Source organism: Variovorax paradoxus (assembly GCF_029919115.1).
Lineage (GTDB): Bacteria > Pseudomonadota > Gammaproteobacteria > Burkholderiales > Burkholderiaceae_C > Variovorax > Variovorax paradoxus_O.
Genome location: NZ_CP123990.1, coordinates 2,036,171 through 2,060,061, shown reverse-complemented (window position 1 = coordinate 2,060,061; position 23,891 = coordinate 2,036,171). Strand labels below are relative to the sequence as shown.

At 65.8% G+C, this 23,891-nt stretch carries 27 protein-coding genes and 1 pseudogene; 8 read left to right on the top strand and 20 right to left on the bottom strand.

Annotated elements, in window-relative coordinates; all coding sequences use genetic code 11:
- The 5 genes from cysT to QHG62_RS10085 form a co-directional block, all read right to left on the bottom strand.
- Window positions 1–888, bottom strand: coding sequence for a sulfate ABC transporter permease subunit CysT (cysT, locus tag QHG62_RS10105; RefSeq protein ID WP_258506059.1), 888 nt, complete (start codon window positions 886–888; stop codon window positions 1–3).
- Window positions 889–1,902 carry a sulfate ABC transporter substrate-binding protein gene (locus QHG62_RS10100; RefSeq protein WP_281150732.1) on the bottom strand — a complete coding sequence of 338 codons (1,014 nt, stop codon included), beginning with the start codon at window positions 1,900–1,902 and terminating at the stop codon, window positions 889–891.
- Window positions 1,899–2,471, bottom strand: a complete 573-nt coding sequence (locus tag QHG62_RS10095; RefSeq protein ID WP_281150731.1) for an RBBP9/YdeN family alpha/beta hydrolase — start codon at window positions 2,469–2,471, stop codon at window positions 1,899–1,901. The genes QHG62_RS10100 and QHG62_RS10095 overlap by 4 nt, the downstream gene beginning before the upstream one ends.
- A gap of 20 nt (window positions 2,472–2,491) precedes the next feature.
- Window positions 2,492–3,133 carry a peroxiredoxin gene (locus QHG62_RS10090; RefSeq protein ID WP_258506056.1) on the bottom strand — a complete coding sequence of 214 codons (642 nt, stop codon included), beginning with the start codon at window positions 3,131–3,133 and terminating at the stop codon, window positions 2,492–2,494.
- A 136-nt stretch (window positions 3,134–3,269) separates the two neighbouring features.
- Window positions 3,270–4,184: a LysR family transcriptional regulator gene (locus QHG62_RS10085; RefSeq protein ID WP_281150730.1), complete on the bottom strand. Its 915-nt coding sequence runs from the start codon at window positions 4,182–4,184 to the stop codon at window positions 3,270–3,272.
- A 131-nt stretch (window positions 4,185–4,315) separates the two neighbouring features.
- Between QHG62_RS10085 and QHG62_RS10080 the strand changes: the two genes are divergently transcribed.
- Complete coding sequence (locus tag QHG62_RS10080) at window positions 4,316–4,963, top strand: FMN-dependent NADH-azoreductase (protein ID WP_281150729.1); 648 nt, start codon at window positions 4,316–4,318, stop codon at window positions 4,961–4,963.
- 91 nt (window positions 4,964–5,054) lie between these two features.
- On the opposite strand, the gene QHG62_RS10075 is transcribed toward QHG62_RS10080, so the two are convergent.
- The gene (locus QHG62_RS10075) at window positions 5,055–5,612 is read right to left on the bottom strand and encodes an NADPH-dependent FMN reductase (RefSeq protein WP_281150728.1); all 558 of its coding nucleotides are present in this window, start codon (window positions 5,610–5,612) and stop codon (window positions 5,055–5,057) included.
- Between the two features lie 182 nt (window positions 5,613–5,794).
- Between QHG62_RS10075 and panE the strand changes: the two genes are divergently transcribed.
- Together panE and QHG62_RS10065 are read left to right on the top strand one after the other, a co-directional pair.
- Window positions 5,795–6,727 (top strand): 2-dehydropantoate 2-reductase, encoded by a 933-nt coding sequence (panE, locus tag QHG62_RS10070; protein ID WP_281150727.1) that lies wholly within the window; start codon window positions 5,795–5,797, stop codon window positions 6,725–6,727.
- 12 nt (window positions 6,728–6,739) lie between these two features.
- Window positions 6,740–7,462: an Asp/Glu/hydantoin racemase gene (locus tag QHG62_RS10065; protein ID WP_281150726.1), complete on the top strand. Its 723-nt coding sequence runs from the start codon at window positions 6,740–6,742 to the stop codon at window positions 7,460–7,462.
- Here the strand turns inward: QHG62_RS10065 and QHG62_RS10060 are convergent.
- The 13 genes from QHG62_RS10060 to QHG62_RS10000 form a co-directional block, all read right to left on the bottom strand.
- The gene (locus QHG62_RS10060; RefSeq protein ID WP_281150725.1) at window positions 7,446–8,816 is read right to left on the bottom strand and encodes an NAD(P)/FAD-dependent oxidoreductase; all 1,371 of its coding nucleotides are present in this window, start codon (window positions 8,814–8,816) and stop codon (window positions 7,446–7,448) included. The genes QHG62_RS10065 and QHG62_RS10060 overlap by 17 nt on opposite strands.
- Before the next feature lie 94 nt (window positions 8,817–8,910).
- Window positions 8,911–9,825 (bottom strand): serine O-acetyltransferase EpsC, encoded by a 915-nt coding sequence (gene epsC / locus QHG62_RS10055; protein WP_281150724.1) that lies wholly within the window; start codon window positions 9,823–9,825, stop codon window positions 8,911–8,913.
- 139 nt (window positions 9,826–9,964) lie between these two features.
- The gene (locus QHG62_RS10050; protein ID WP_007829250.1) at window positions 9,965–10,180 is read right to left on the bottom strand and encodes a TOBE domain-containing protein; all 216 of its coding nucleotides are present in this window, start codon (window positions 10,178–10,180) and stop codon (window positions 9,965–9,967) included.
- A gap of 61 nt (window positions 10,181–10,241) precedes the next feature.
- Window positions 10,242–11,531, bottom strand: a complete 1,290-nt coding sequence (locus QHG62_RS10045) for an O-acetylhomoserine aminocarboxypropyltransferase/cysteine synthase family protein (RefSeq protein ID WP_281150723.1) — start codon at window positions 11,529–11,531, stop codon at window positions 10,242–10,244.
- A 34-nt stretch (window positions 11,532–11,565) separates the two neighbouring features.
- Window positions 11,566–12,396, bottom strand: coding sequence for an ATP-binding cassette domain-containing protein (locus tag QHG62_RS10040; protein WP_281150722.1), 831 nt, complete (start codon window positions 12,394–12,396; stop codon window positions 11,566–11,568).
- On the bottom strand, window positions 12,393–13,379 hold the full coding sequence (locus tag QHG62_RS10035; RefSeq protein WP_281150721.1) for an aliphatic sulfonate ABC transporter substrate-binding protein: 987 nt from the start codon (window positions 13,377–13,379) through the stop codon (window positions 12,393–12,395). The genes QHG62_RS10040 and QHG62_RS10035 overlap by 4 nt, the downstream gene beginning before the upstream one ends.
- An 11-nt stretch (window positions 13,380–13,390) precedes the next feature.
- Window positions 13,391–14,239 (bottom strand): aliphatic sulfonate ABC transporter permease SsuC, encoded by an 849-nt coding sequence (gene ssuC, locus QHG62_RS10030; protein ID WP_281150720.1) that lies wholly within the window; start codon window positions 14,237–14,239, stop codon window positions 13,391–13,393.
- 8 nt (window positions 14,240–14,247) lie between these two features.
- Complete coding sequence (gene ssuD / locus QHG62_RS10025; RefSeq protein ID WP_281150719.1) at window positions 14,248–15,417, bottom strand: FMNH2-dependent alkanesulfonate monooxygenase; 1,170 nt, start codon at window positions 15,415–15,417, stop codon at window positions 14,248–14,250.
- Between the two features lie 29 nt (window positions 15,418–15,446).
- A complete protein-coding gene (locus QHG62_RS10020) occupies window positions 15,447–15,605 on the bottom strand; it encodes a hypothetical protein (protein WP_281150718.1) in 159 nt (52 codons plus the stop codon).
- Window positions 15,602–16,558, bottom strand: coding sequence for a sulfonate ABC transporter substrate-binding protein (locus QHG62_RS10015; protein ID WP_281150717.1), 957 nt, complete (start codon window positions 16,556–16,558; stop codon window positions 15,602–15,604). The genes QHG62_RS10020 and QHG62_RS10015 overlap by 4 nt, the downstream gene beginning before the upstream one ends.
- A 34-nt stretch (window positions 16,559–16,592) precedes the next feature.
- Window positions 16,593–16,727 (bottom strand): hypothetical protein, encoded by a 135-nt coding sequence (locus tag QHG62_RS10010; RefSeq protein WP_281150716.1) that lies wholly within the window; start codon window positions 16,725–16,727, stop codon window positions 16,593–16,595.
- A 104-nt stretch (window positions 16,728–16,831) separates the two neighbouring features.
- Window positions 16,832–17,416, bottom strand: coding sequence for an NADPH-dependent FMN reductase (ssuE, locus tag QHG62_RS10005; protein WP_281150715.1), 585 nt, complete (start codon window positions 17,414–17,416; stop codon window positions 16,832–16,834).
- A gap of 20 nt (window positions 17,417–17,436) precedes the next feature.
- Window positions 17,437–18,462, bottom strand: a complete 1,026-nt coding sequence (locus tag QHG62_RS10000) for a sulfate ABC transporter substrate-binding protein (RefSeq protein ID WP_281150714.1) — start codon at window positions 18,460–18,462, stop codon at window positions 17,437–17,439.
- A gap of 137 nt (window positions 18,463–18,599) precedes the next feature.
- On the opposite strand from QHG62_RS10000, the gene QHG62_RS09995 reads away from it, so the two are divergent.
- The 3 genes and pseudogenes from QHG62_RS09995 (at window position 18,600) to mnmC (ending at window position 20,788) form a co-directional block, all read left to right on the top strand.
- Window positions 18,600–18,872, top strand: coding sequence for an oxidative damage protection protein (locus tag QHG62_RS09995; protein ID WP_012748083.1), 273 nt, complete (start codon window positions 18,600–18,602; stop codon window positions 18,870–18,872).
- A 43-nt stretch (window positions 18,873–18,915) separates the two neighbouring features.
- A pseudogene (gene mnmD / locus QHG62_RS27790) lies at window positions 18,916–19,503 on the top strand (tRNA (5-methylaminomethyl-2-thiouridine)(34)-methyltransferase MnmD); the annotation flags it as partial.
- Window positions 19,504–19,624: 121 nt separating this feature from the next.
- Complete coding sequence (mnmC, locus tag QHG62_RS27785) at window positions 19,625–20,788, top strand: FAD-dependent 5-carboxymethylaminomethyl-2-thiouridine(34) oxidoreductase MnmC (protein WP_432445594.1); 1,164 nt, start codon at window positions 19,625–19,627, stop codon at window positions 20,786–20,788.
- Here mnmC and QHG62_RS09985 read toward each other — a convergent pair.
- Entirely contained in the window at window positions 20,785–21,120 is a 336-nt protein-coding gene (locus tag QHG62_RS09985) for an antibiotic biosynthesis monooxygenase family protein (RefSeq protein WP_281150713.1), read from the bottom strand. The two genes, mnmC and QHG62_RS09985, sit on opposite strands and share 4 nt — an antisense overlap.
- A gap of 109 nt (window positions 21,121–21,229) precedes the next feature.
- Here QHG62_RS09985 and QHG62_RS09980 point away from each other — a divergent pair, with 109 nt between their 5' ends.
- Window positions 21,230–22,129 carry a transglutaminase family protein gene (locus QHG62_RS09980; protein ID WP_281150712.1) on the top strand — a complete coding sequence of 300 codons (900 nt, stop codon included), beginning with the start codon at window positions 21,230–21,232 and terminating at the stop codon, window positions 22,127–22,129.
- 199 nt (window positions 22,130–22,328) lie between these two features.
- A complete protein-coding gene (locus tag QHG62_RS09975) occupies window positions 22,329–23,837 on the top strand; it encodes an alpha/beta hydrolase family protein (RefSeq protein WP_281150711.1) in 1,509 nt (502 codons plus the stop codon).
- Window positions 23,838–23,891 lie beyond the last annotated feature (54 nt).

The following is a 23,891-nucleotide window of genomic DNA, read 5'->3' as shown; positions in this document are numbered from 1 at the left end:
TCAAGCTCCTGCGCGGCGGCGCTGCCAGGCTTGCAAGCCGTTGATGACCAGCAGCAGGATGAACGAGATCACCAGCATCACGAGGGCGACCGCGGTTGCGCCGGCAAAGTCGTATTGCTCCAGCTTGCCGATGATGATGAGCGGCGTGATCTCCGAAATCATCGGCATGTTGCCGGCAATGAAAATCACCGAGCCGTATTCGCCGATGGCCCGCGCGAAGGCCATCGCAAAGCCGGTGAGCAATGCAGGCGCAATCGACGGGAAGATCACCTTGGTGAAGGTCTGCAGGCGCGTTGCGCCGAGCGACGTAGCGGCTTCTTCAAGCTCTTTCTCGGCATCTTCGAGCACCGGCTGCACGGTGCGCACCACGAACGGCAGGCCGATGAAGATCAGCGCAATGACAATGCCCGCCGGCGTGAAAGCCAGCTTGATGCCGTGCGGCTCGAGCAATTGCCCGATCCATCCGTTGCCCGCAAGCAGCGCGGTGAGCGAGATGCCGGCCACTGCCGTGGGCAAGGCAAAAGGCAGGTCCACCAGCGCATCGACGATTCGCTTGCCCGGAAACTTGTAGCGCACCAGCACCCAGGCCACCAGCAAGCCGAACACCGCATTCACCATGGCCGCGAGCAGCGATGCGCCGAACGTGAGCCGGTACGAGGCCATGACGCGCGGCGCGGTCACCGCCACCCAGAACTGCTCCCAACTGAGCGTGAAGGTCTTGAAGACCAACGCCGACAGCGGGATCAGGACGATCAGGCAGAGATAGAAAATCGAAAAGCCGAGCGTGATGTGAAAGCCCGGCAGCACCCGCCTGGAGCCCCCTGCCCGGTTCACATGCGAAAGCGGCGCTCCCGCGGACGGGAGCGCCGAAGAAACAGCGCCGCTCATTTACTTTGCGCCGGGCGTGTACAGCTTGTCGAACTGGCCGCCGTCGTTGAAGTGCACCTTCTGTGCATCGCCAAGGCTGCCGAACAGTTCCTGCACCGTGAACAGCTGCAGCGGCTTGAAGGTGGCGGCGTGCTTCTTGAGCACGGCCTGCGAGCGCGGGCGCAGCGCATGCTTGGCCGCAATTTCCTGCGCTTCTTCGGAATAGAGCCAGTCGAGGTAGGCCTTGGCGAGCTCGGCCGTGCCCTTCTTCTTGGTCGTGCGCTCGACCAGCGCCACCGGGTTTTCGGCCACGATGCTGATCGACGGATAGACCGAATCGACCTTGCCCGTGCCGAACTCGCGGTCGATCGACACCACTTCGGATTCGAACGTGATGAGCGCGTCGCCGATATTGCGCTGCAGGAAGGCGGTGGTCGCGTCGCGGCCGCCGCGCGCCAGCACCGGCACGTTCTTGAACAGCTTGCCGACGAACTCGGCCGCTTGTGCGTCGGTGCCGCCCTTCTTCTTCACGTAGCCCCAGGCCGCAAGGTACGCATAGCGCCCGTTGCCGCCGGTCTTGGGATTGACGATGACGACCTGCACGCCCGGCTTGACCAGGTCTTCCCAGTCCTTGATGCCCTTGGGGTTGCCGTTGCGCACCAGGAACAGCATGGTCGACGTGGTCGGCGATGCGTTCTCGGGAAACTGCTTGTTCCAGTCCTTGGCCACCACTCCGGCGTTGGCCAGGAAGTCGATGTCGGTGGATGTGTTCATGGTCACCACATCGGCATCGAGGCCGTCAGCCACAGCGCGCGCCTGCGCGCTGGAGCCGCCATGCGACTGGTCGATCTTCACGTCCTTGCCCGTGGCCTTCTTGTAGTGGGCCACGAACGCCGCGTTGTAGTCCTTGTAGAACTCGCGCGCCACGTCGTACGAGGCGTTCAGCAGCGTGGTGCCTTGGGCAAAGGCGCTGCCTGCGAATGCGGAGGACGCCAACGCGAGCACGGCGGCGAAGGTCTTGAGTCTGGAAGTCATGTGGTTGCCAAGGTTTCTGAAAATTCACGGCCCGGCCAGGCGGCGGGCTCGTCGGTCAACGACTGGAGCAAGGCCAGGCCGAGCGGCCAGTCTCCATGCCCCGAATCGATGTTGATATGTCCCGCATTCTGCATGCGGACAAACTCACTGCCCCAGGCGCGGGAATATGCGCCGGCCAGGCGGATTGGGCAATACGGGTCGTTGCTGCTTGCCACCACGATGCTGCGGTACGGCAGGGCCGCATACGGCACCGGCGCAAAGTCCGACAGCACGGCCCGGCGCTCGGGGTCTGCCGGCGCCACCAGCAGCGCGCCGCGAATGCGCGCGGCGGCCTCGGCTGGCAGGTGCGTCGTCGCAATGCAGCCCAGGCTGTGCGCGGCAATCACCACCGGGCCGGGGCTTTCGAGCACCAGCCTGGCCAGCGTGGCCACCCAGGCTTCGCGCTTGGGCGAAGCCCAGTCGTCCTGCACCACCCGTGCCGCGCCCGGAATGCGCTGCTCCCACAGGCTCTGCCAATGGCCGGGCCCGGAGTCGCGCCAGCCGGGCACGATGATCACGGAAGTCTGCATGGCGGCGCTGCCCTGCCTGCTTACTTGTTGGGCTGCGGCGTGATGCGCAGGTAAGGCTTCACGGCCTTGAAGCCCTTGGGAAAGCGCTCTGCCAGTTCAGCCGGGTCCTGGATGCTCGGGATGATGACCACGTCGTCGCCGTCCTTCCAGTTCACGGGCGTGGCCACCTTGTGGCTGTCGGTGAGCTGCAGCGAGTCGATCACGCGCAGGATTTCGTCGAAATTGCGGCCTGTGGAAGCCGGGTACGTGATGGTGGCGCGAATCACCTTCTTCGGATCGATGATGAACACGCTGCGCACCGTGGCCGTGGCCGATGCGTTCGGGTGGATCAGGTCGTACAGGTCGGCCACCTTACGATCGTGGTCGGCCACGATCGGAAAGTTCACCGTGGTGTTCTGCGTCTCGTTGATGTCGCCGATCCATTCCTTGTGCTTGGTGGCCGGGTCGACGCTCAGCGCGATGGGCTTCACGCCGCGCTTGGCAAATTCGCCCGACAGCGCCGCGGTCTTGCCGAGCTCGGTGGTGCAAACGGGCGTGAAATCGGCAGGGTGCGAGAAGAACACGACCCAAGAATCGCCAGCCCACTGATAGAAGTCGAGGGGGCCTTCGCTGGAATCCTGGGTGAAATTGGGGGCTGTGTCGCCGAGTCGCAGGGTCGCCATGGTCGCTCCTTGGATTGGATGGGACCTGGGATTGTGCGAAGGCCTGCTTCAATGCCAAACGAATATCTACTTGTTTGGTTATGGCGTTTTTCGCATAAGGGCTGCACGGAAAGCTATTTGAGCGGCGCAGTCGCCGTCAATACATGCCTGTTTCGCTTCCATGCAGGTGCTCGGCCAAGAAATCGATCAGGCGGCGGACTGCCGGCACAAGCGCCCGCCGGGCTGGAAAAACCATGTGTGCAATGACTGCAGGGGGCCCCCACTCGGGCAGCACCCTCGCGAGCCGGCCGGCCTCCACGTCGCCGCGGCACATGTAGCCGGGGAGCAGCGTTGCGCCCGCGCCCTCGAGCACGGCCAGTTGCAGCGTGGCCAGGTCGTCCGCCACATAGCGCGGGGTATGAACATGCACCTGGATTTCGCCGTTCGGGCCCTCCAGCCGCCATTCGCTGCGCCCTTCGCTGTTGACCGACATGGCCGCGGTCTGCAGCCGCGCAAGATCGGCGGGCGTTTTCACAGGTCCTTGTTTTTCGAGCAGATCGGGCCTCATCACCAGCACCGCGCGGCTCGTTCCCAGCACCTTGGCCACGAGCGTCGTGCTGTCCTCTATGACCGGACGCACGCGCAATGCAATGTCGATGCCTTCTTCGATCAGGTCGACCGGCCTGTTCATCACCCGCAGATCGATCCGCACGGCCGGGTAGCGCTCCATGAACTGCGGCAGCAGCCGCCCTAGCCCACTGTGGGCAATCGAGATCGGGCAACTCAGCCGGACCATGCCGCTGGGTTCCGTTTGCACCTGCGCCACCGCCTCGGCCGCCGCCTGCGCCGCGTCGCGCATGGCAGCCGAATGCCTCAGGTAGATCTCGCCAGCCGGGGTGAGCGAAAGCCGCCGTGTGCTGCGCTGCATCAGTTGCACGCCGAGCCGGTGTTCCAAGTCGGCCACGCGGCGCGACAAGCGCGATTTGGGAATGCCCAGTGCACGGCTCGCCGCGGCAAAGCCACCGCGTTCTGCCACTTCAGCAAAGAAAACCATGTCGTTGAGGTCTTGCATGGCGGCCATTGTCCTGCATACGGAACAATGTAGGCAAATTTTGGCTACTTATCAGAAACTAGCATCAAAAATAGAATTCTCACATCGTCGGCCACTTCCAAGCGTCGACTGCCACACGAAAGCGATTGACCATGAAACTGCTCCACGTAGATTCCAGCATCCTGGGTACCAACTCGACCTCCCGCCTTCTCACTGCCGAGATCGTGGCAGCCTGGAAGACCGCGCACCCGGACACCACGGTCGAATACCTCGACCTGGCAGCCGACACGCCGCCGCACTTCAGCGCCGATGCGCTGGGCATCAAGACGGGCGTGCAGGCCCAGCCGACCGAAGCGCAGCAGCGCGAGAACGAACTCTCCGAAAAGCTCGTGAGCCAGTTTCTCGCCTCGGACGTCATCGTTGTGGGCGCGCCGCTGTACAACTTCTCTGTTCCGACCCAGCTCAAGGCCTGGATCGACCGCCTCGCCCAGATCGGCCGCACCTTCAAGTACACCGACAAGGGCCCCGTGGGCCTGGCCGGCGGCAAGACCGTGATCGTGGCTTCGAGCCGCGGCGGCATCTACTCGACCTCCGAAGGCGGCCGGGCCCTGGAACATCAAGAGAGCTACCTGAAGGCGATCTTCGGCTTCTTCGGCATTACCGACGTGCGATACGTGCGCGCCGAAGGTCTTGCCATGGGTGACGCACCCAAGGCCGCCGCGCTGGCCGCAGCTCGCGCAGACATCCTCGCGGCAACGGCCGAAGCCGCCAACCAGAAGGACGTGGCACAAGCCGCCTGAGCCTCGCTCGCATCATGAAGAAGCCGCTCCCGGGAGCGGCTTTTTCATGTGTGCGCGACTGACCGGCTGGTGCGATTGGCCAGCCCGGGCGTCAGGCGCCCGAGTGCGCCTTGATCCAGGCAACGTACTTGTCCATCCACCCCTGCAGGAACTTCTTCGTTCCATCGTTGCCGATGTGGCCCTTGTCGTCGAACAGGCCGTCCTTGAACTGCAGGAATATCTCGGGCGCGCCCAGCGTCGGAACGTCGAGATACGCCAGCACGTTGCGCAAGTGCTGCTGTGCCAGCGCGGTGCCGGTGGCGCCCACCGAGATCCCCACCACGGCCGCAGGCTTGCCCGCCCAGGCACTTTGACCGTAGGGACGCGAAGCATGGTCGATCGCGTTCTTCAGCAGGCCGGGGAATGAGCGGTTGTATTCGGGCGTAACGAACAACAAGCCATCGGCCGCGGCAATCTCGGTCTTGAGCCGTTTCACCGAAGGCGCCTGGTTGCCGTCGTCGTCCTGGTTGTACAGGGGCAAGTCATCAATGCGCAAATGCTCGAAGGTGAAATCCGATGGTGCGAGGTGCGCCAGCGCAAGGGCGAGCTTCTGGTTGTACGAATCCTTGCGAAGGCTGCCCACGATGACGGCAATTCGGGTCTGGCTCATGAATGAAGCTCCTTGAGATGAGTGAAAGGAAGGAATCCAAATGGCGAAAACCATTATGCGAAGCGCCCAAGACCTTTTCCAGAAAAGCTCTTCCATCGCGGCCGCCTTTTCGGCTCGCCAAGCAGGCGCTGCGAATCGAAGGCATCATCGTCCCGGTCCTTTCGACCCAGGAGCAATGCACGATGAGATTCTTGATGGTGGGTGCCGGCGCACTCGGCGGTTATTTTGGCGGCCGTTTGCTGGAGGCGGGGCGCGATGTGACCTTTCTGCTGCGCCCCCGGCGCGCGGCGCAGATCGAGAAGACTGGCCTGGTGGTCCAGAGCCCGTTCGGCAATCTGCAATTGCCCTCGCCGCCGCATGTGCTGGCTGAAGACATCAAGGTGCCCTTCGACGTGATCGTGGTCGGCAGCAAGGCCTACGACCTCGACTCGACCATGGAGTCGTTCGCGCCGGCCGTCGGGCCGAACACGGTCATCCTGCCGCTGCTCAACGGCATGAGCCACATCGAGCGCCTGGTCGAGCGCTTCGGCGACGAACGCGTGCTGGGCGGCCTTTGCATGATCTCGGCCACGCTGGACGACGAAGGCCGCGTGCTGCACCTCAACGACATGCACGGCCTGAGCTACGGCGAGCGCGCGGGCGGGCGATCGGCCCGCGTCGATGCCATCGCGGCCCAGTTCGACGGTGCAAAGTTCAGTGCGACCGCAAGCGAAACCATTTCGCAGGACATGTGGGAGAAATGGGTCTTCATCGCTTCGGCGGCGGGCCTCACCAGCCTGATGCGTGCATCCATCGGGGACATCGCCAGCGCGGGCGGCCAGGACGTGGCGCTTTCGATCTTCGACGAATGCTGCGCCATTGCCGCGCACAACGGCTTCGCGCCGCGCCCGGCAGCCGTCGAGCGCGGCCGCGCCATCATGACGGCGCCGGGTTCGCCGATGACCGCATCCATGTACAAAGACATCGTGCGCGGTGCGCCGGTCGAGGCGGACCACATCATCGGAGACCTGCTTGGCCGTGCGCCCGCCGGCCGGTCGCCAACACCTTCGGTGCTGCGCATCGCCTACGTTCACCTGAAAGCCTACGAGGCGCAGCGCGCCCGCCAAGCCACCTGAGGAGGGTTCCCGATGACCGATGCCATCGCGTTTCTCCACACCGCGCAGGTCCATGTGCCGACTTTCGAGCAACTCACCCGCGAGATTGCGCCCGAGTTGGAGGTGCGTCATCTGGTGAGAGAAGAGCTGTTGCACGAAGCCCGCGCGACCGGCATCGACAACCCCAAGCTCGCCGCCCGCGTGCACGACGCCATGCGAGAAGCCGCATCCGACGGCGCGGCCGTGGTTGCATGCACCTGCTCCACCATTGGCGGCATTGCGGAAAAAACGGCGACGGGCGGCGCCTTTACCGCCCAGCGCATCGATCGCGCAATGGCCGAACGTGCCGTGCGCGCCGGTCCGCGCGTGCTGATTGCGGCGGCGCTCGAAAGCACGCTCGAGCCTACGACAGCGCTCATTCTTTCAACCGCCGCGCAGGCCGGTGCCGGCGTCAGGCCGAGCGTGCTCTGGGTCGAGGAAGCCTGGCCGTACTTCGAGGCCGGCGACACCGCCCGCTATATCGAGACGCTGGCCAGGGCAATCCGCACCGCCGCTGTCGCCGCCGACGCGGTGGTTCTGGCGCAAGCCTCCATGGCGCCCGTTGCGCATGAGCTCGCAGACCTTGGGATCGAGGTGCTCGCGAGTCCGGCCCCAGGGGTCGCGCACGCGGTGGCAACGCTGCGCGCCTCGCGCACGGCATGGGCCGCGCAGGCCGCAGCGCTCGCTGCGCCCGGAGCTTTCACTGCTCCGATTTGAGGATCGTCTCGCCCTTCAGCGCGCCCATGTCGCGGATGTTGAAGCGGTGCCGCTTCCATCCCTCCCACGTGCGGCGCATGTGGGTGACCGAGATGAAGTAGTAGAGAAACTTGAACATGCCGAGCGCCCGCCAGATCGGCGTGCCGCGGTAGATGTCGCCGGCCAGCAAAGACATCAACCCTTCCTTCACGCGGAACGGATTGCCCGGGTGCATGAACATGTCGCGGATCGTCGGGTTGGTTACCCGGTAGATGAACCACGAATACTCGCGCGGACCCTTGCGCATCATGGTCTCGAACTCGTTGCGCGCCTGCGCCAGCTCGGCCGGCTTGTCCAGCGCCTTGGCCACCAGCTCGGCGCCGTCGAATGCGCTGTGCATGGCCAGGTACACGCCGGACGAGAACATCGGGTCGATGAAGGTGAACGCATCCCCCAGCATCAGGTAGCGGTCGCCGGTGGCATGGGTGCTCGAGTACGAGAAGTTGCCCGTGGCGTGCACCGCGTCGTCGACCAGCGTGGCGTTCTTCAGCCGATCGACCAGCACCGGGCAAAGCGCGATGGTGTCGTAGAAAAAATCTTTCAGCGGCTTGTCGCGCGTCTTCAGGTAGTAAGGCCAGCAAACCGCGCCCACGCTGGTGGTGCCGTCGGCCAGCGGAATGAACCAGAACCAGCCGTGCGCGAACCAGCAGATGCTGATGTTGCCTTCCTTCTTCCCCTCCAGCCTTTCAGCATTGGTGAAGTGGCCGAACAGCGCAGTGCTGTTGTGGTCGGGGTTCTTTTCCTTGCAGCGGAATTTATTGGCCAGCAGCGTGTCGCGGCCCGTGGCATCGACCACGAAGCGCGCGCGCCAGCTGCGCTTGGCACCGTCGTCCATCTCGGCTTGCACCGTGGCACCGTCGGCGTCGAAAACCACGTCGCGCACCTTGCAGCCTTCGAGTGTTTGCGCACCGCGCGTGGCGGCATTGCGGAACAGCAGTTCGTCCAGTTCCGAGCGGCGCACCTGCCAGGCAGAGTCGAGCGACTTGTCCCAGCCTTCGGCAAAGTCGACATAGCTGCGGTGTTCGTGGTCCGGCGAGACAAACTCGATGCCGAACTTGGGCATGCCGATTTTCTCGACCTGGTCGCGCACGCCGAGCCTGTCGAAAAGCTCCACATTGGCAGGGAGCAGCGATTCGCCGATGTGAAACCGCGGGTGATGCGCCTTTTCGAGCAGCACCACCTTGCGGCCCTGCTGCGCGAGCAGCGCGGAAATCGTCGAACCCGCGGGTCCGCCGCCGACTACGAGTACATCGCAGGATTCGTCGGCCGTCCGCGGCATGGAAGAAGCGGAAGAAGTAGCTTGAGGCGAGGACATGCGGGGGCAAGCACCAATGTTGACAACCGCGAAGCATAGCGCGGCTGGTCGGCGGCGCGCGCCGTAACAGTCCGGTGTGCGTTGCCCGGAGATGCTACGGCGCGCCGGTTTTCGGTGCGTTCTGCAGGCTGGCCTGCGTCACGCTCGCACCCGCGGGCACGTTGTCGGTGATCCACACGTTGCCGCCGATGACGGCGCCCTTGCCCAGCGTGACGCGCCCAAGGATGGTGGCGCCGGCGTAGATCACCACGTCGTCTTCCACCACCGGATGCCGCGGCAGGCCCTTCTGCAGGTTGCCCCCGGCATCGGTCGGAAATCGCTTGGCGCCAAGCGTCACCGCCTGGTAAAGCCGCACACGCTTGCCGATGACGGCCGTTTCGCCGATGACGACGCCCGTGCCGTGGTCCATGAAGAAGCCCGCGTCGATCTTGGCGCCGGGGTGAATGTCGATGCCCGTCTGCGCATGGGCCAGTTCGGCCACGATGCGCGCCAGGAGCGGCAGGTCGAGCTTGTAGAGCTCGTGCGCGAGGCGGTGGTGGATCATTGCCAGCACGCCCGGGTAGCACAGCAGCACTTCGTCCACGCTGCGCGCCGCCGGATCGCCCTGGTAGGCCGCGAGCACGTCGCTGTCGAGCAGGCGGCGCAAGCCCGGAAGCGCACTTGCAAACTGGCGGACGGCGTTGGTGGCTATCTGATCGATCTCGCTCGCGGGCCGCGGCTCGTGGCGGGCATTGAAGTTCAGCTCCAGGCGCGCCTGCACCAGCAGCGCGTGCAAGGCGGTGTTCAGCGTGTGGCCGACGTAGAAGTCCTCGCTCTCGTGGCGCAGCTCAGGCGGCCCTAGCCGCATGGGAAAGAGCGCGCCCTTGAGCGATTCGACGATCTGAGCAAGCGCCTCGCGCGACGGAAATTCGCGCGCTCCGGGCTCGCGCGAGCGGCGCTGCGAGTCGCGCCATTCGTCGCGCGCGCCGTGCAGCGCCCGAACGACGTCGCTCACATCAAAATTGACCATGTTGCTTTCTCCGGGACATGTGTAGCCACACTGTAGAAGCCCGCGGCGCTTGTGCCAAGAACTGAAAACCCGGTGACGCGGCAACCTGAAAAAAACCCGGCGCCAAGACGGCGCCGGGTGTCGCAAGCCCGAGGGTCCGTCAGAGCTTCGCGATCGAAACCTCCGTCGACTTGACCAGCGCGACCACGTCGGAGCCCACCTTGAGCTGCAGCTCGTCGACCGAGCGCGTGGTGATGACCGAGGTCACGATGCCCCAGGCGGTCTCGACGTCGACTTCGGAGACGACGTCGCCGCGGATGATCTCGCGGACCTTGCCCTTGAACTGGTTGCGGACGTTGATGGCTTGAATGGACATGGTGTTTCTTTCTATTTCAGGTTGAACGATGGATTGGGGGTGAATAAATCGAAGCGAGCCCTCAGGCGGCCGCGGCGGCCAGCGCCTGGTCGAGGTCGGCCAGCAGGTCGTCGATGTGCTCGATGCCTACCGAAAGGCGTACCGTGTCTTCCGTGACGCCGGCTCGCGCCAACTCTTCGGGCGAGAGCTGCCGGTGCGTGGTCGAGGCCGGATGCGTGGCCAGCGAGCGCACGTCGCCGATGTTCACAAGCCGCGTGAAGAGCTTCAGCGCATCGAGAAACTTCGCCCCACCCTCACGGCCGCTGCCAATGCCGAAGGTGAGCACGCCGCTCGACTTGCCGCCGAAGTACTTTTTCGCCAGTGCGTGGTCGGGGTGGTCTTCGAGCGCCGCGTAGTTGACCCAGTTGACGGCCTTGTGCGTCTTGAGGTGCTGCGCCACCGCAAGCGCATTGCTGCTGATGCGGTCCATGCGCAGCGCAAGCGTCTCGATGCCCTGCAGGATCAGGAAGGCGTTGAACGGCGAAATGGCCGCGCCTGTGTTGCGCAGCGGCACCACGCGCGCGCGGCCGATGTAGGCGGCAGGGCCCAGCGCTTCGGTGTAGACCACGCCGTGGTAGCTCACGTCGGGCTCGTTCAGGCGCCTGAAGCGCTCCTTGTGCTCGGCCCACGGAAACTTGCCTGAATCGACGATGGCGCCGCCGATGCTGGTGCCGTGCCCGCCCAAGTACTTGGTGAGCGAGTGCACCACGATGTCCGCGCCATGCTCGATGGGCCGGCTCAGGTACGGCGAAGGCACGGTGTTGTCCACGATCAGCGGCACGCCGTGGCGGTGCGCGATCTCGGCAATGGCTGCAATGTCGGTCACGTTGCCGGCCGGGTTGCCGAGCGACTCGACGAACACCGCCTTGGTCTTCTCGTCGAACAGCTTCTCGAAGCTTTTTGGATCGCGGTGGTCGGCAAAGCGCGTGGTAATGCCGAACTGCGGCAACGTGTGCGCGAACAGGTTGTAGGTGCCGCCATACAGCGCGGTGCTGCTGACGATGTTGTCGCCCGCCTCGGCGATGGTCTGGATCGCATAGGTCACCGCCGCCTGGCCCGAGGCCAGCGCGAGCGCCGCAATGCCGCCCTCGAGTGCGGCCACGCGCTGTTCGAGCACGTCTTGCGTCGGGTTGTTGATGCGGGTGTAGATGTTGCCCGGCACCTTCAGGTCGAACAGGTCGGCGCCGTGCTGCGCGCTGTCGAAGGCATAGGCCACCGTTTGATAGATGGGCGGCGCCACGGCGCGCGTGGTCGGCTCGGGCGAGTAGCCGGCGTGTACCGACAGGGTTTCGAATTTCCAGTTCTGCGACATGCAGCTGCCTTTCTGTTTTTGTGAATGAGCGGGTTCAGACTGCCCAGCGCAGCGTGTGCGCCGAGGGCTGCAGCCAGGCGGCATCGGTTTCCGCGGGCTCCGTGTCTCCGGCCTTCTGCAGCACGCGGTCGAGAATGCGTTTCTCGATGGCGGCAAAGGCCGGGTCGCCCTGCGAGCGCGGCCGTGCGAGCGCAATGTTCTCGTCCAGCGCAATGCGGCCGTCCTCGATCAGGATCACGCGGTCGGCAAGGGCCACGGCTTCCTGCACGTCGTGCGTGACCAGCAGCGCCGTGAAGCGGTGGCGCTGCCACAGGTTCTCGATGAGCCGGTGCATCTCGATGCGCGTGAGCGCGTCGAGCGCGCCCAGCGGCTCGTCGAGCAGCAGCAGCCGCGGATGGTGCACCAGCGCCCGTGCCAGCGACACCCGCTGCCGCTGCCCGCCCGAGAGGCGCGCCGGCCATTCGTTCTCGCGGTCGGCCAGGCCGACCTGCGCAAGCACTTCCGTGCCGCGCGCCTTGGCGTCGCTGGGCAAGCCCAGCGTCACGTTGTCGAGCACGCGGCGCCATGGCAAGAGGCGCGCCTCCTGAAACATGATCCGGGTGTCGTCGTGCAAGCCGTCGATCGCTTTGCCGTCCGTATAGAGGCCGCCGGACGTAGCCTCCTCGAGCCCGGCAATGAGCCGCAGCAGCGTGCTCTTGCCGCAGCCGCTGCGCCCCACGATGGCGATGAACTGCCCCGGCTCGATGGTGAGCTGCGTGTTGCGCAGCACCTCGCGTTCGCCGTAGCGCTTGTGCAGGCCACGGGCCTCCAGGCGCACACCGCCCGCGATTGCAGTGGGTTGGATGTCTTTCAGAACGGCGCTCATGATTTAAGGCTCGGTTGGAACAGCGCCACGTCGAGCGCGTTGATCTTTCTGGGCAGCAGCTTTTCCGCGAAGAAGGCATCGGCGATGCGCTGCTGTTCGGCCAGTGCCTCGGCCAGCACCGGGCGCACCGCATAGCTGCGGCGCGCGTTGGCCTGTTCGATGGTCGCGGCGTCCAGACCCCATACGGGCGAGAGCAAGGCCGCCGCTTCCTTCGGGTTCTGCTTGACCCACTTGCCGGTTTTTTCGAGCTCGGCATACACCACGCGCAGCACGTCGGGGCGTGCCTTTGCGAACTTGGTGCTTGCAAGGTAGTAGCGCTGGTATGAAGCGATGCCCGTGCCGTCGGCCAGCACGCGCACCTTGGCCTGGCGCTGGGCCGCCGCAAGAAACGGGTCCCACACCACCCAGGCGTCGATGGCGCCGCGCTCGAAGGCGGCCCGGCCATCGGCCGGAGTCAGGTAAGCCGGATCGATGTCCCTGAAGGACAAGCCGGCCTTCTCGAGCGCCGCAATCAGCAGGTAGTGCGCGCCGGCCGCCTTGGCAAAGCCGATCTTCTTGCCCTTCAGGTCGGCCACCGATTTGAGCGGTGAATCCTCGCGCACCAGAATGGCCTGCGCCGCGGGCGAAGGCGCCTCTTGCGCGACGAAGGTCAGGTCGGCGCCTGCCGCCTGCGCGAATACCGGCACGGTGTCGGCGACGTCGGCGCTGATGTCCAGGTTGTCGAGGTTCAGCGCCTCGAGCAGCGGCAGGCCGCTGGTGAACTCATGCCAGCTCAGCGTGGCATTGAGCGGTGCAAGCTGCTTTTCGAGCGTGCCCTGCGCCTTCAGCAGCGCGATCAGCGTCGAAGACTTCTGGTAACCGAGCCGGACCGTCACAGGCCGTGCGGCCGTGCCCTGGGCGAGCGCGGCGCCGGCACCGAGCGCGCCCAAGCCGGCCAGCCCCGCCACCACAGTACGGCGAGAAATCGCGGAATTCGTATTCATCTGCCCTGCCCTCACTTCGGCTTCTTCTGGTAGCCGGGGTGCCAGCGCAGCCACCACTGCTCCAGCCCGCGTGCGAACAGGTCGGCCAGCTTGCCGAGCAGCGCATACAAGAGGATGCCCACCAGCACGATGTCGGTCTGCAGGAACTCGCGGGCGTTCATGGTCAGATAGCCAATGCCCGCCTGCGCCGAAATGGTTTCGGCCACGATGAGGATCACCCACATCAGCCCGAGCGAAAAGCGCAGGCCCACCAGGATGGACGACAGCGCGCCCGGCAAGATGACCTCGCGGTACAGCTGCCAGCGAGAAAGGCCGTACGTGCGCCCCATCTCGATCAGCTGCGGATCCACGTTGCGAATGCCGTGAAAGGTGTTGAGGTAGATCGGAAAGAACACCGACACCGAGATGAGAAACAGCTTGGCCGATTCGTCGATGCCAAACCAAAGAATGACCAGCGGGATGAGCGCCAGCGCCGGAATGTTGCGCACCATCTGAATCGTCGAATCGAGCAGCGTCTCGAAGAACTTCACCGAGCCCGTCAAGAGGCCCAGCACCAGCCCCGTTCCGCCGCCAATGGCAAGGCCCGCGAGCGCACGTCCCGCGCTTACCTTGACGTGCGTCCAGAGCTCGCCCGAAACCGCCAGGCTCCAGGCCGCCTTGACCACGTCCACCGGCGCCGGAAGCACGCGGGTGGAGAGCCACCCCAGCGATGAAGCGATCTGCCAGAAGACGATGAGCCCCACCGGCACGAGCCACGGCACCAGCCGCCCCGCAACGTTGGCGCCAAAGGCCTTGAGCGCTCCAGGCGCGCTTTCTCGCGAAGGCGCGAGCGCCGGGAGTTCCTGCACTTGTTCGGTCATGACAGTCCTTAGCTTTGGGAGGCGAGGCGCGACGGCGCATCGAGATTGGCGACGACTTCGCCGAAAGGCCCGCTCAGCGAGCCGCCTGCGAGCCGCGCCTGCGCCCTGCGCGAGAGCAGCGGGAACACCAACTCTGCGAAGCGGTAGGCTTCTTCGAGGTGCGGGTAGCCCGAGAGAATGAACTTGTCGAGCCCAAGCGCCGCGTATTCCTCGATGCGCGCCGCCACAGTCTTGGCATCGCCGACCAGCGCCGTGCCCGCGCCACCGCGCACCAGGCCCACACCGGCCCACAGGTTGGGCGAAATTTCCAGGTCGGCACGCGAGCGCTTGGCCCCGCCCGCATGCAGCGCGGCCATGCGGCGCTGCCCTTCCGAGTCCATGCGCTCAAAAGCGGCCTGGGCGCGGATCACCGTTTCGTCATCGACGCGGCTGATCAGCTCGTCGGCGGCCTTCCAGGCGGCTTCTTCGGTTTCGCGCACGATCACGTGCAGCCGAATGCCGAACGCGACCTTGCGGCCCTTGCGCGCGGCGCGGTTGCGCACGTCGGCAATCTTCTTTCCCACCTCGGCGGGCGGCTCGCCCCATGTGAGATAGGCATCGACCTGCTCGGCCGCGAGCTCGTGCGCTGCCGCCGACGAGCCGCCGAACCACACCGGCGGGTAAGGCTTCTGCACCGGCGGAAACAGCAGCTTCGCGCCCTTCACGCTCAGGTGCTGCCCTTCGTAGTCGAAAGACTGGCCGTCGTGGCTGCGCGCAAGAATCTCGCGCCAGATGCGAATGAACTCGGCCGACTGCTCGTAGCGGGCCGCATGGTCGAGGTAAACGCCGTCGCCTTCGAGTTCGGCCTGGTCGCCGCCTGTGACCAGGTTCACCAGCAAACGGCCCCCTGAGAGCCGATCGAAAGTCGCGGCCATGCGCGCAGCCAGGCTGGGCTGGTGCAGGCCCGGCCGCACCGCGACCAGGAATTTGAGCTTCTTCGTCGCGCCGATCAGGCTCGATGCGACTACCCAGGGGTCTTCGCACGAGCGGCCCGTAGGAATCAGCACCCCTTCATAGCCGAGGTTGTCGGCAGCGCCGGCAATCTGCTGAAGGTAAGCCAGGTCGACTTGGCGCGCGCCTTCGGTGGTGCCGAGATAGCGGCTGTCGCCGTGCGTGGGTAGGAACCAGAATATCTGCATGTCTTCTTTCCGTCGGTTGGTCCGGGGGGTCAGATGGCAAAGAAAAAGCCGCGCACGCGAGGCAACGTGAGGCGCAGGCGAGGCAATGCGGAACAGGCGCGGCTGGCCCTCGGCTCAGGAATGCCCCATGCGCGCCTGGTGGTGGCGAGCACGCAAGCCGCGCGGCCGCGCAGGGTTTCGCGCGTCACGCAATTCCCGCCGGAGCGGCCTCGAGCACGTTGATCCGCTTCGGGATCAGCTTCAGGTCGAAGAAGGCGTCGGCGATCTTTTGCTGCTCGGCAAGGATCGCCTTGGTAATGGGGCCGGTGCCGTAGACCGCGCGCGCCACCGTCAGGTCGGCCACCGGCTTCGGCAGGCCCCACAGGGTGGCCAGCTCGGCGGCAAGATCGCTCTTGTTGGCGGTGCCCCAGGCGTCGATCTTGCCGATCTCTTCGGTCACGATGGCCAGCACGTCGGCGTTCTTCGCCGCATAGTCGAGCGACGAGAAGTAGTACGAGCGGTTGCCCACCACGCCGGTCGCATCGGCCAGCACGCGGGCTTCGAGAGATTTTTCAGCGGCGGCGAGAAACGGGTCCCAGATCACCCAAGCGTCGACGGAGCCCTTTTCGAATGCGGCACGTGCATCGGCCGGTGGCAGGTACACAAGGTTCAGGTCTCTGTACGCAAGGCCGTGCTTCTCGGCCAGCTTGACGATGAAATAGTGAACGTTCGAGCCCTTGTTGAGCGCGACCTTCTTTCCCTTCAGGTCGGCCACGTTCTTGATGGCGGAGCCTTTGGGCACCAGCACCGCTTCGGACTGCGGACGCTGCAGCGTGGCGGCCACATAAGCCAGCGGCGCGCCTGCGGCCTGCGCAAAGATGGGCGGCGCTTCGCCCACGTCGCCGAAGTCGATGGAGCCGACGTTCAAGGCTTCGAGCTGCACCGGACCGGCGGTGAACTCGGTCCACTTGAGCGACACGCCAAGCGGCGCAAGCCGCTTCTCGAGCGTGCCACGGCCCTTGAGGATGCTGAGCAGGCCCTTCTGCTTGCCGATGCGAAGCTGGCGCGCAGGTGCTTGTGCAATTGCGCCGAACGAAGGCAGCGCAACAGCGGCGGCGGCGCCCTGCAGCAGGCGGCGGCGTGGAATGGTGATCGAAGTCATGTGGTTGTTCTTTCGAATGAGGAGCAAACCGGGCTCAGGCCGAGATGAAGCCGACGATGAGCGCAACGGCCGCCACCACGACCGTGCTGATCGCGAGGTCTCGCAACGCATGCCAGATGGAACGAGGCGGCGTCTCGAGCGCGGAGTCTTCGGTGGCAACGGGATTCACGTGTGGTTCCTTTTGGGCAAAGCTGTCCCCTCGCCGCTTGCGGGCGATCAAAAAAACGAGAACAGAAATGGGGCTGGTTGGAGGCGGATTCGACGGGGAGCCCGTCAGACGCTACATCGCACTCGGGAAAACGGCACCGGCTCGAAGCCGTGCGTGGCGGGCAGCTTCAGTCCTTCGGTCGCCAACAGTTCGACGGCTTCATTGAGCCGTTCGGCCAGGTCGGCATGCACCTGGTAGGCGTTCTCGGGTGTCAGCGTGATCTGAGAATCGGTGGCGTAGACACCCGGAAGAATGTGCCGTGCCGAGAGCGCATGCAGCACGGGCCGCAATGCATAGTCGAGCGCGAGCATGTGGTGCGGGCTGCCACCCGTGGCCAGCGGCAGCACCGTCTTGCCCTTGAGGGCGTTCTGCGCCAGCAGGTCGAGAAAGACCTTCAGCACACCGCTGTAGGCCGCCTTGTAGACCGGCGTGGCCACCACGACCACCCGCGCCTGCGCCACCTGCGCAATGGCGCGCTCGATGGCCGGGTGGTCCCAGTCGGCCAACAGCAGCGCCTCCGCCGGCAGATCGCGGATCGCGAGCCGCTCGATACGCGCACTGCGGCCGGCGAGCCGCTCGCCCACGGCCTCGAGCAAGGCGGTGGAGCGCGACGGCGCCGAAGGGCTGCCAGCAATCAGGAGAACGGACACAAGAGGCTTTCTTTGCAGTTTTACTTGTAGATCTGGTCGAACGAGCCGCCGTCGGCAAAGTGCGCCTTGTCCGCCTTTGCCCAGCCGCCGAACGCTTCGTCGATGGTCACGAGCGTGAGCTTGGGAAACTGCTTGTCGTACTTGGCCTTGGCCTTTTCGGAGGTCGGGCGGTAGAAGTTGCGGCCCGCAATGTCCTGGCCCTCATCCGAGTACAGGTACTTGAGGTATTCCTCGGCCACGGCGCGCGTGCCCTTCTTGTCGACCACCTTGTCGACCACCGCCACGGTGGGTTCGGCCAGGATGGAAATCGAAGGCACCACGATCTCGAATTTGTCGGTGCCGAACTCCTTCAGCGCCAGGAAGGCCTCGTTCTCCCAGGCCAGCAGCACGTCGCCCACGCCGCGTTGCACGAAGGTGATGGTCGAGCCGCGGGCACCGGTGTCGAGCACGGGCACGTTCTTGAACAGGCTGCCGATGAACTCCTTGGCCTTGGCCTCGCTGCCGTACTTGCGCTTGGCAAACTCCCACGCGGCCAGGTAATTCCAGCGGGCGCCGCCGGAGGTCTTGGGGTTGGGCGTGATCACCTGCACGCCGGGCTTCACCAGGTCGCTCCAGTCCTTCAGGCCCTTGGGGTTGCCCTTTTTCACCAGGAACACGATGGTCGAGGTGTACGGCGCCGAGTTTTGCGGCAGGCGCTTCTGCCAGCCCTCCTTGACGACCCCGCCATGCGTGACCAGCGCGTCGATGTCGCCGCCCAGCGCCAGCGTGGCCACGTCGGCGTCGATGCCGTCGATGATCGAGCGCGCCTGCTTGCCCGAGCCGCCGTGCGACTGCTTGATGGTCACGTCCTGGCCGGTCTTGGCCTTCCAGTATTTGGCGAAGGCGCGGTTGTAGTCAACATACAGTTCGCGCGTCGGGTCGTACGACACGTTGAGCAGCGTCACCGGGCCCGCGCCCTGTGCAAACGACGGCAATGCTGTCAGGGCCATGGCGCCGGCCACGCCGGCCCCCAGGGAAAGCTTGATAAAGTCGCGGCGAAGGCTCATGGTGTCTTACTCAAAAAGGCATATCAATGAAGCTACGTATTCTGAATACGACATATGGAAACTGGAACGACCGAGTTCTCAGTTCTAAATAGCAAAATCAACTAAGCAACCGCTTTCCCCACCAGAGGCAATCAAAAATGGCACGCATGGTTCAGTGCATCAAGCTCGGCAAAGAGGCCGAAGGGCTCGACTTCCCGCCCTATCCCGGGGAACTGGGCAAGCGCCTGTGGGAGAACGTCAGCAAGGAAGCCTGGGCCGCCTGGCTCAAGCAGCAAACGATGCTGGTCAATGAAAACCGGCTGAATCTGGCCGACCTGCGGGCTCGCCAATACCTGGCCCGCCAAATGGAAAAGCACTTCTTCGGCGAAGGCGCCGACGTGGCCCAGGGCTACGTTCCCCCCTCGAACTAAGACCACCTTGGCCGCCGAGCCCGTCGCCTGGCGCGCCGACGGCGTGCCGTACAGCGAGCGCTTCGGCGACATCTACCACCCCGAAACCGGAGCACTGGCGCAGGCTCGCCACGTGTTTCTGGGCGGCTGCGGCCTGCCCGAGGTATGGTCGGGCCGGCCGAAATGGCTGATTCTCGAAACCGGCTTCGGGCTGGGCCTCAACTTTCTGACAACCTGGCAGGCGTGGCGTGCGGATGCGAACCGGCCGCGCCTGCTGCACTTCGTCTCGATCGAGGCGCACCCGGTCGGGCCTGAAGACCTGTTGCGCGCCGCCGGGACTTACCCCGAACTGATGCCGCTGGCCAAGGAGCTGGCCGCGCAGTGGCAGGGGCTGCTGCCCGGCTTTCACCGGCTGGCCTTTGACGCAGGCCGCGTGCTGCTCACGCTGTGCATCGGCGACGTGCAGCCGATGCTGCGCGCGCAGCGCTTCGAGGCCGACAGCATCTTTCTGGACGGCTTCATTCCCGAGCAGAACCCCGCCATGTGGTCGCCCGATACGCTCAAGGCGGTGTCGCGCTTTGCCCGCCAGGGCACCGGCATTGCCGCCTGGACCTTTGCCCGGGCGGTGCGCGATGCGCTTTCGCAGAACGGTTTCCAGCTTGAAAGCCGGCCAGGCCTGCCGCCCAAGCGCGACAGCCTTGCCGGCGTGTTCGCGCCTGCCTGGACAGTGCGCCGCCGAGGCCCGGCGCCCGAGCACGGACAGCCTTGCCGGCGTGTTCGCGCCTGCCTGGACAGTGCGCCGCCGAGGCCCGGCGCCCGAGCACGTCGAAACGCCTGGCCGCTGCGCGGTCATCGGCGCCGGGCTGGCCGGCGCCGCCGTTGCCGCCAGCCTCGCGCGGCGCGGGTGGCACGTCACGGTGTTCGACGCGGCCGACCGACCCGCCGCCGGCGCTTCGGGCCTGCCGGTCGGCGTGCTGGCGCCGCATGTCTCGCCCGACGATGCCCTGCTCTCGCGGCTTACGCGTGCAGGCATTCGTGCCACCTGGCTGGAGTTGGAACGGCTGCTCGAAGAAGGCCGCGACTGGCGCGCCGGCGGCGTGCTCGAGCGCCGGCCCGAAGGCGACACGCGCGTGCCCGCCGGGTGGAGCGAGAGCGGCCCAAACGAATCTTGGCCAGCCAGCGCCGCGCAACTGTCGAGTGCCGGTTTGCCCGTCGACGCGCCCGCGCTCTGGCACGCGCGCGCGGGCTGGGTGCGCCCATCAAGGCTCATCGAAGCCTGGCTGCGCGAGCCGGGCATCGAGTTTCGCGGCAACGCGCCGGTCGCACGCCTGTCACGCAGCGCGGCCGGCTGGCAGCTCTGGAGTGCGGCAAACCAGTTGCTGGCCGAAGCCGATCGCGTGGTCATTGCCGCGGGCTACGAATCGGGCAGCTTCGCGCCCGAGCTTCCCCTGCAGCCGGTGCGCGGCCAAGTCGCGTGGGGCCGCATGGCGGACGACCTTGCATTGCCCGCCACGCCGCTCAACGGAGACGGCCATCTGATTGCTCATGTGCCCGATGATGAAGGCGCCCTGCTCTGGCTGTGTGGCGCCACCTTCGACCGAGACAGCACCGAGCTGGCGCCCCAGCCAAACGATGCCCAGGCAAACCGGGAGCGCCTGAAGCGCCTGCACCCCGGCGCCGCGGCAACGCTCGCACCGGCTTTCGAAAGCGGCAAGGCCAAGACCTGGGTGGGCATCCGCTGCGCCTCGGGCGACCGCCGCCCGCTGGTCGGCCCACTGAATGAAGCCGGCCTCTGGGCCTGCACCGCGCTGGGTTCGCGCGGGCTCAGCTTTGCCGCGCTCTGCGCCGAGCTGCTGGCCGCGCAGTGGCACGGCGAGCCGCTGCCGCTGCCCGCCAACCTGTCGAAGGCCCTCGGCACCGAAAGAACCGCTCCCTAGGCGCCAACGTTGCCGGCCGGCGCCAGCATGTGGTCGATCTTGCTGTCGCCGTAGACGCGCACCACCTCGGCAATGACGACCTTGTAGCCGTCGAGCCAGTTGGCCTGCGCCGCCTTGGCTTGCTGGTGCACGGGGTGCTGGATGAGCGCCTGCAGCGCGTCGAGCGAATCCCAGTAGTAGACGTTCGACACCAGTCCGTTGCTCGTGTTCTCCCATGTCTCCTCGCCCAGGTAGCCGGGCAGCGACTTCGCGGCCGCCGCAATGGTCTGGTCGAGACGATGGAATTCATCGTCGAACTGCTTCTTGGCAAAAATGAAGGTGGCGGAGTACATGTGGCGTCGATGCGGTGAAGGCCGTTCGGGCGCCGATTCTGCGGCATAGGACCGCGGCAAGCCGACGGAAAGCCACCGCTCGCCCCGCCGACACGTGAGAATGCACCGCATGGCCATTCAGTACGACATTACGCACACCACCGTCTACCGCTACAAGAAACCGGTGACCTTCGGGCTGCACCGCGTCATGTTTCGGCCCCGCGACAGCCACGACCTGCGGGTGCTGGCCACCGACCTGCAGGTAAGCCCGCAGTCCTTCACGCGGCTCATCCAGGACCCGCACTCCAATTCGGTTGCGCTGGTGCAGCCCATGGGCGAGGCCACCGAACTGCGCATCGTGTGCTCCTTCACCATCGAGCATGTGCCGGCGCAGCAAGACCAGCTGGCGCTCGACCCGGCCGCCGAATTCCTGCCCTTTGCCTATTCTGTGCAGGAGCGTCTCGATCTGGAGCACTATCTGCGGCCGCACCACGACGACGATACGAACGGAACGCTCATCCGTTGGGCTCACCAGTTCCTGCATACCGACAAGCCCAACAGCACGCGCGAAGTGCTCACGCGCATGAACGCGCACATCGGGCAGAGCCTCGAATACAAGGCGCGCGACGAAGAAGGCACGCAAACGCCGCTCCAGACGCTGGCGCTCGGCAGCGGCAGTTGCCGCGACTACGCGCTGTTGATGATGGAAGCCACGCGCCGCCTGGGCATTGCCACCCGTTTTGTCTCGGGCTACATCTACGACGCGGCGCTCGACCGCGCGGCCCAGTCGCCCGGCGAATCGATGACAGGCGCCGGCACCACGCACGCCTGGCTGCAGGCCTACCTGCCCGGCGTCGGCTGGCTGGCGTTCGATCCGACCAACAACCTGATGGGCAGCGGCCAGTTGATTCGCGTCGGCGTCACGCGAGACCCGGCGCAGGCCGCGCCGATCTCCGGCAGCTGGTATGGCGACGCCGAAGCCTACGACGGGCTGGAGGCCACGGTGGTGGTCACGCGCCGCAAAGAGTGACGCCTCTGTGCACCGGCGTGGCACCGGTGTCGCGTACGAGATAGCAGCTACGGGAAACCCCGGAACGTCGCGCCCCGCAACGCCCCTACGCTGCGCCGCCGGTCCAGCGAAATAGCACGGTCGTTCTCTACGGCCTGGCGATGCAGCGCTGCGCCTGGCTTCTTCTTCCCAACGCCACAAGAACGGAGAGAAACATCCCATGCATTCCGCGCGCCTGACACTCCTTGCCCTTGCAGCCAGCCTTGCCGTCGCCTCCTGCGGCGGTGGTGGCGGCGGGGGCGGCTTTGCGTTCACCCCGCTGCCGCCGGCTCCGGCACCCGCGCCGCCCCCTCCTCCTCCCCCGCCCCCGCCGCCGCCCGAAGAGACGCGCCTGCAAGACAGCCGCAACGCGTTCGCCCCCTTCGACCCATCGGCCACCACTTTTCCGGCGCTTGCCGCCGACGCCAGCGACGCCATCGACAACGCCACCACCAGCCGCTGGGCCGGCATGCTCGGCAGCGCGCAGTACCACGTGGAGGTTCCCGCCAACTGGAACGGCAAGCTGGTGATGTACGCGCACGGATACGCCGGCGACGTCAACCTGCTGAAGGTGAACGAGCCGTCCATCCGCCGCTACCTCATCCAGAACGGCTATGCCTGGGCGGCATCGAGCTACAGCAAGAACTTCTATGACGTGCGCGCTGGCGTGGAAGACACCAACGCGCTGGCCCTGCAATTCAACGCCATTGCCAAGGCCAACGGCAGGGAGCTTGCGGCGCCTTCAAGAATCTACATCACGGGCCATTCGATGGGCGGCCACATCACCGCGGCAGCCATCGAGGACGAGGCCTACGCCACGGCCAACCACAAGGTCAAATACAACGGCGCGGTGCCGATGTGCGGGGTGGTCGGCGACACCGAGCTGTTCGACTACTTTGCAGGTGCTCAGATCGCCGCACAGGCGCTGGCAGGTCTGCCCAAGTACCCGACCGTCAATTGGCTGGACATCAGGACGCAGGTCACGGGCACGCTCTACACGGCCTTCCCGGGCACGCCCACGGCCACCGGCCTGAAGTTCGGATCGGTGGTGAAGAACCTCACGGGCGGCGAGCGGCCGATGTTCGACCTTGGCTTTACGCAGGGCGGTTCATTCGCCGCGGTGTGGGGCGTGTTCGGCAGCGACGGCACGGTCAACGGCATCTTGAACAAGAGCACGCTCGACACCAACCGCTTTACCTACACCATCGATGGCGATGTGCCGGGAACAACCGCGCTGAACGCATCGGTGCTAAAGCTCACCGCTGCGGCCGACGCCAACCGCCTGCGCACCGACGGCCTGCGCTGGATTCCCAAGGCCAACGGCGAATTCAAGATCCCGGTGGTTACGCTGCACACGCTGGGCGACCTGTACGTGCCCTTCAGCATGGAGCAGATCTACAACCAGCGCGTGGCGGCCAAGGGCAACAGCGGCTGGCTGGTGCAGCGCGCGGTGCGCGGCATCTCGCATTGCGACTTCACGATTGCCGAGCAGGTCGAGGCCTTCGATGCAATGGTCAAGTGGGAGCGCGACGGCGTGAAGCCGGCGGGCGACGACGTGATGACCGCGGCCACGGTGGCGGACCCGGCCTACGGCTGCACGTTCACGCGCCCGCTTGGCACGGTGGACGAAAGCGCCACCAGCCAGGCAACGCGTCCGGGAGCAGCGGCCGCACGCCCCTGCCCGCCCTGAAGCACGCGCCGGCTCGAACGGCTGAAGCGGAACTTCCGCCCGGCCGCACGGGCC

Coding starts and splice junctions, on each gene's coding strand:
- QHG62_RS10035 (WP_281150721.1), bottom strand. CDS start 13,379: ATGAATACGAATTCCGCGATTTCTCGCCGTACTGTGGTGGCGGGGCTG.
- cysT (WP_258506059.1), bottom strand. CDS start 888: ATGAGCGGCGCTGTTTCTTCGGCGCTCCCGTCCGCGGGAGCGCCGCTT.
- QHG62_RS09980 (WP_281150712.1), top strand. CDS start 21,230: ATGGCCATTCAGTACGACATTACGCACACCACCGTCTACCGCTACAAG.
- QHG62_RS10000 (WP_281150714.1), bottom strand. CDS start 18,462: ATGAGCCTTCGCCGCGACTTTATCAAGCTTTCCCTGGGGGCCGGCGTG.
- QHG62_RS10045 (WP_281150723.1), bottom strand. CDS start 11,531: ATGTCGCAGAACTGGAAATTCGAAACCCTGTCGGTACACGCCGGCTAC.
- QHG62_RS10060 (WP_281150725.1), bottom strand. CDS start 8,816: ATGTCCTCGCCTCAAGCTACTTCTTCCGCTTCTTCCATGCCGCGGACG.
- QHG62_RS09995 (WP_012748083.1), top strand. CDS start 18,600: ATGGCACGCATGGTTCAGTGCATCAAGCTCGGCAAAGAGGCCGAAGGG.
- QHG62_RS10040 (WP_281150722.1), bottom strand. CDS start 12,396: ATGAGCGCCGTTCTGAAAGACATCCAACCCACTGCAATCGCGGGCGGT.
- panE (WP_281150727.1), top strand. CDS start 5,795: ATGAGATTCTTGATGGTGGGTGCCGGCGCACTCGGCGGTTATTTTGGC.
- QHG62_RS10095 (WP_281150731.1), bottom strand. CDS start 2,471: ATGCAGACTTCCGTGATCATCGTGCCCGGCTGGCGCGACTCCGGGCCC.
- QHG62_RS10090 (WP_258506056.1), bottom strand. CDS start 3,133: ATGGCGACCCTGCGACTCGGCGACACAGCCCCCAATTTCACCCAGGAT.
- QHG62_RS09975 (WP_281150711.1), top strand. CDS start 22,329: ATGCATTCCGCGCGCCTGACACTCCTTGCCCTTGCAGCCAGCCTTGCC.
- QHG62_RS10050 (WP_007829250.1), bottom strand. CDS start 10,180: ATGTCCATTCAAGCCATCAACGTCCGCAACCAGTTCAAGGGCAAGGTC.
- QHG62_RS10065 (WP_281150726.1), top strand. CDS start 6,740: ATGACCGATGCCATCGCGTTTCTCCACACCGCGCAGGTCCATGTGCCG.
- QHG62_RS09985 (WP_281150713.1), bottom strand. CDS start 21,120: ATGTACTCCGCCACCTTCATTTTTGCCAAGAAGCAGTTCGACGATGAA.
- QHG62_RS10015 (WP_281150717.1), bottom strand. CDS start 16,558: ATGACTTCGATCACCATTCCACGCCGCCGCCTGCTGCAGGGCGCCGCC.
- QHG62_RS10100 (WP_281150732.1), bottom strand. CDS start 1,902: ATGACTTCCAGACTCAAGACCTTCGCCGCCGTGCTCGCGTTGGCGTCC.
- QHG62_RS10080 (WP_281150729.1), top strand. CDS start 4,316: ATGAAACTGCTCCACGTAGATTCCAGCATCCTGGGTACCAACTCGACC.
- ssuC (WP_281150720.1), bottom strand. CDS start 14,239: ATGACCGAACAAGTGCAGGAACTCCCGGCGCTCGCGCCTTCGCGAGAA.
- QHG62_RS10085 (WP_281150730.1), bottom strand. CDS start 4,184: ATGCAAGACCTCAACGACATGGTTTTCTTTGCTGAAGTGGCAGAACGC.
- epsC (WP_281150724.1), bottom strand. CDS start 9,825: ATGGTCAATTTTGATGTGAGCGACGTCGTTCGGGCGCTGCACGGCGCG.
- QHG62_RS10075 (WP_281150728.1), bottom strand. CDS start 5,612: ATGAGCCAGACCCGAATTGCCGTCATCGTGGGCAGCCTTCGCAAGGAT.
- ssuD (WP_281150719.1), bottom strand. CDS start 15,417: ATGCAGATATTCTGGTTCCTACCCACGCACGGCGACAGCCGCTATCTC.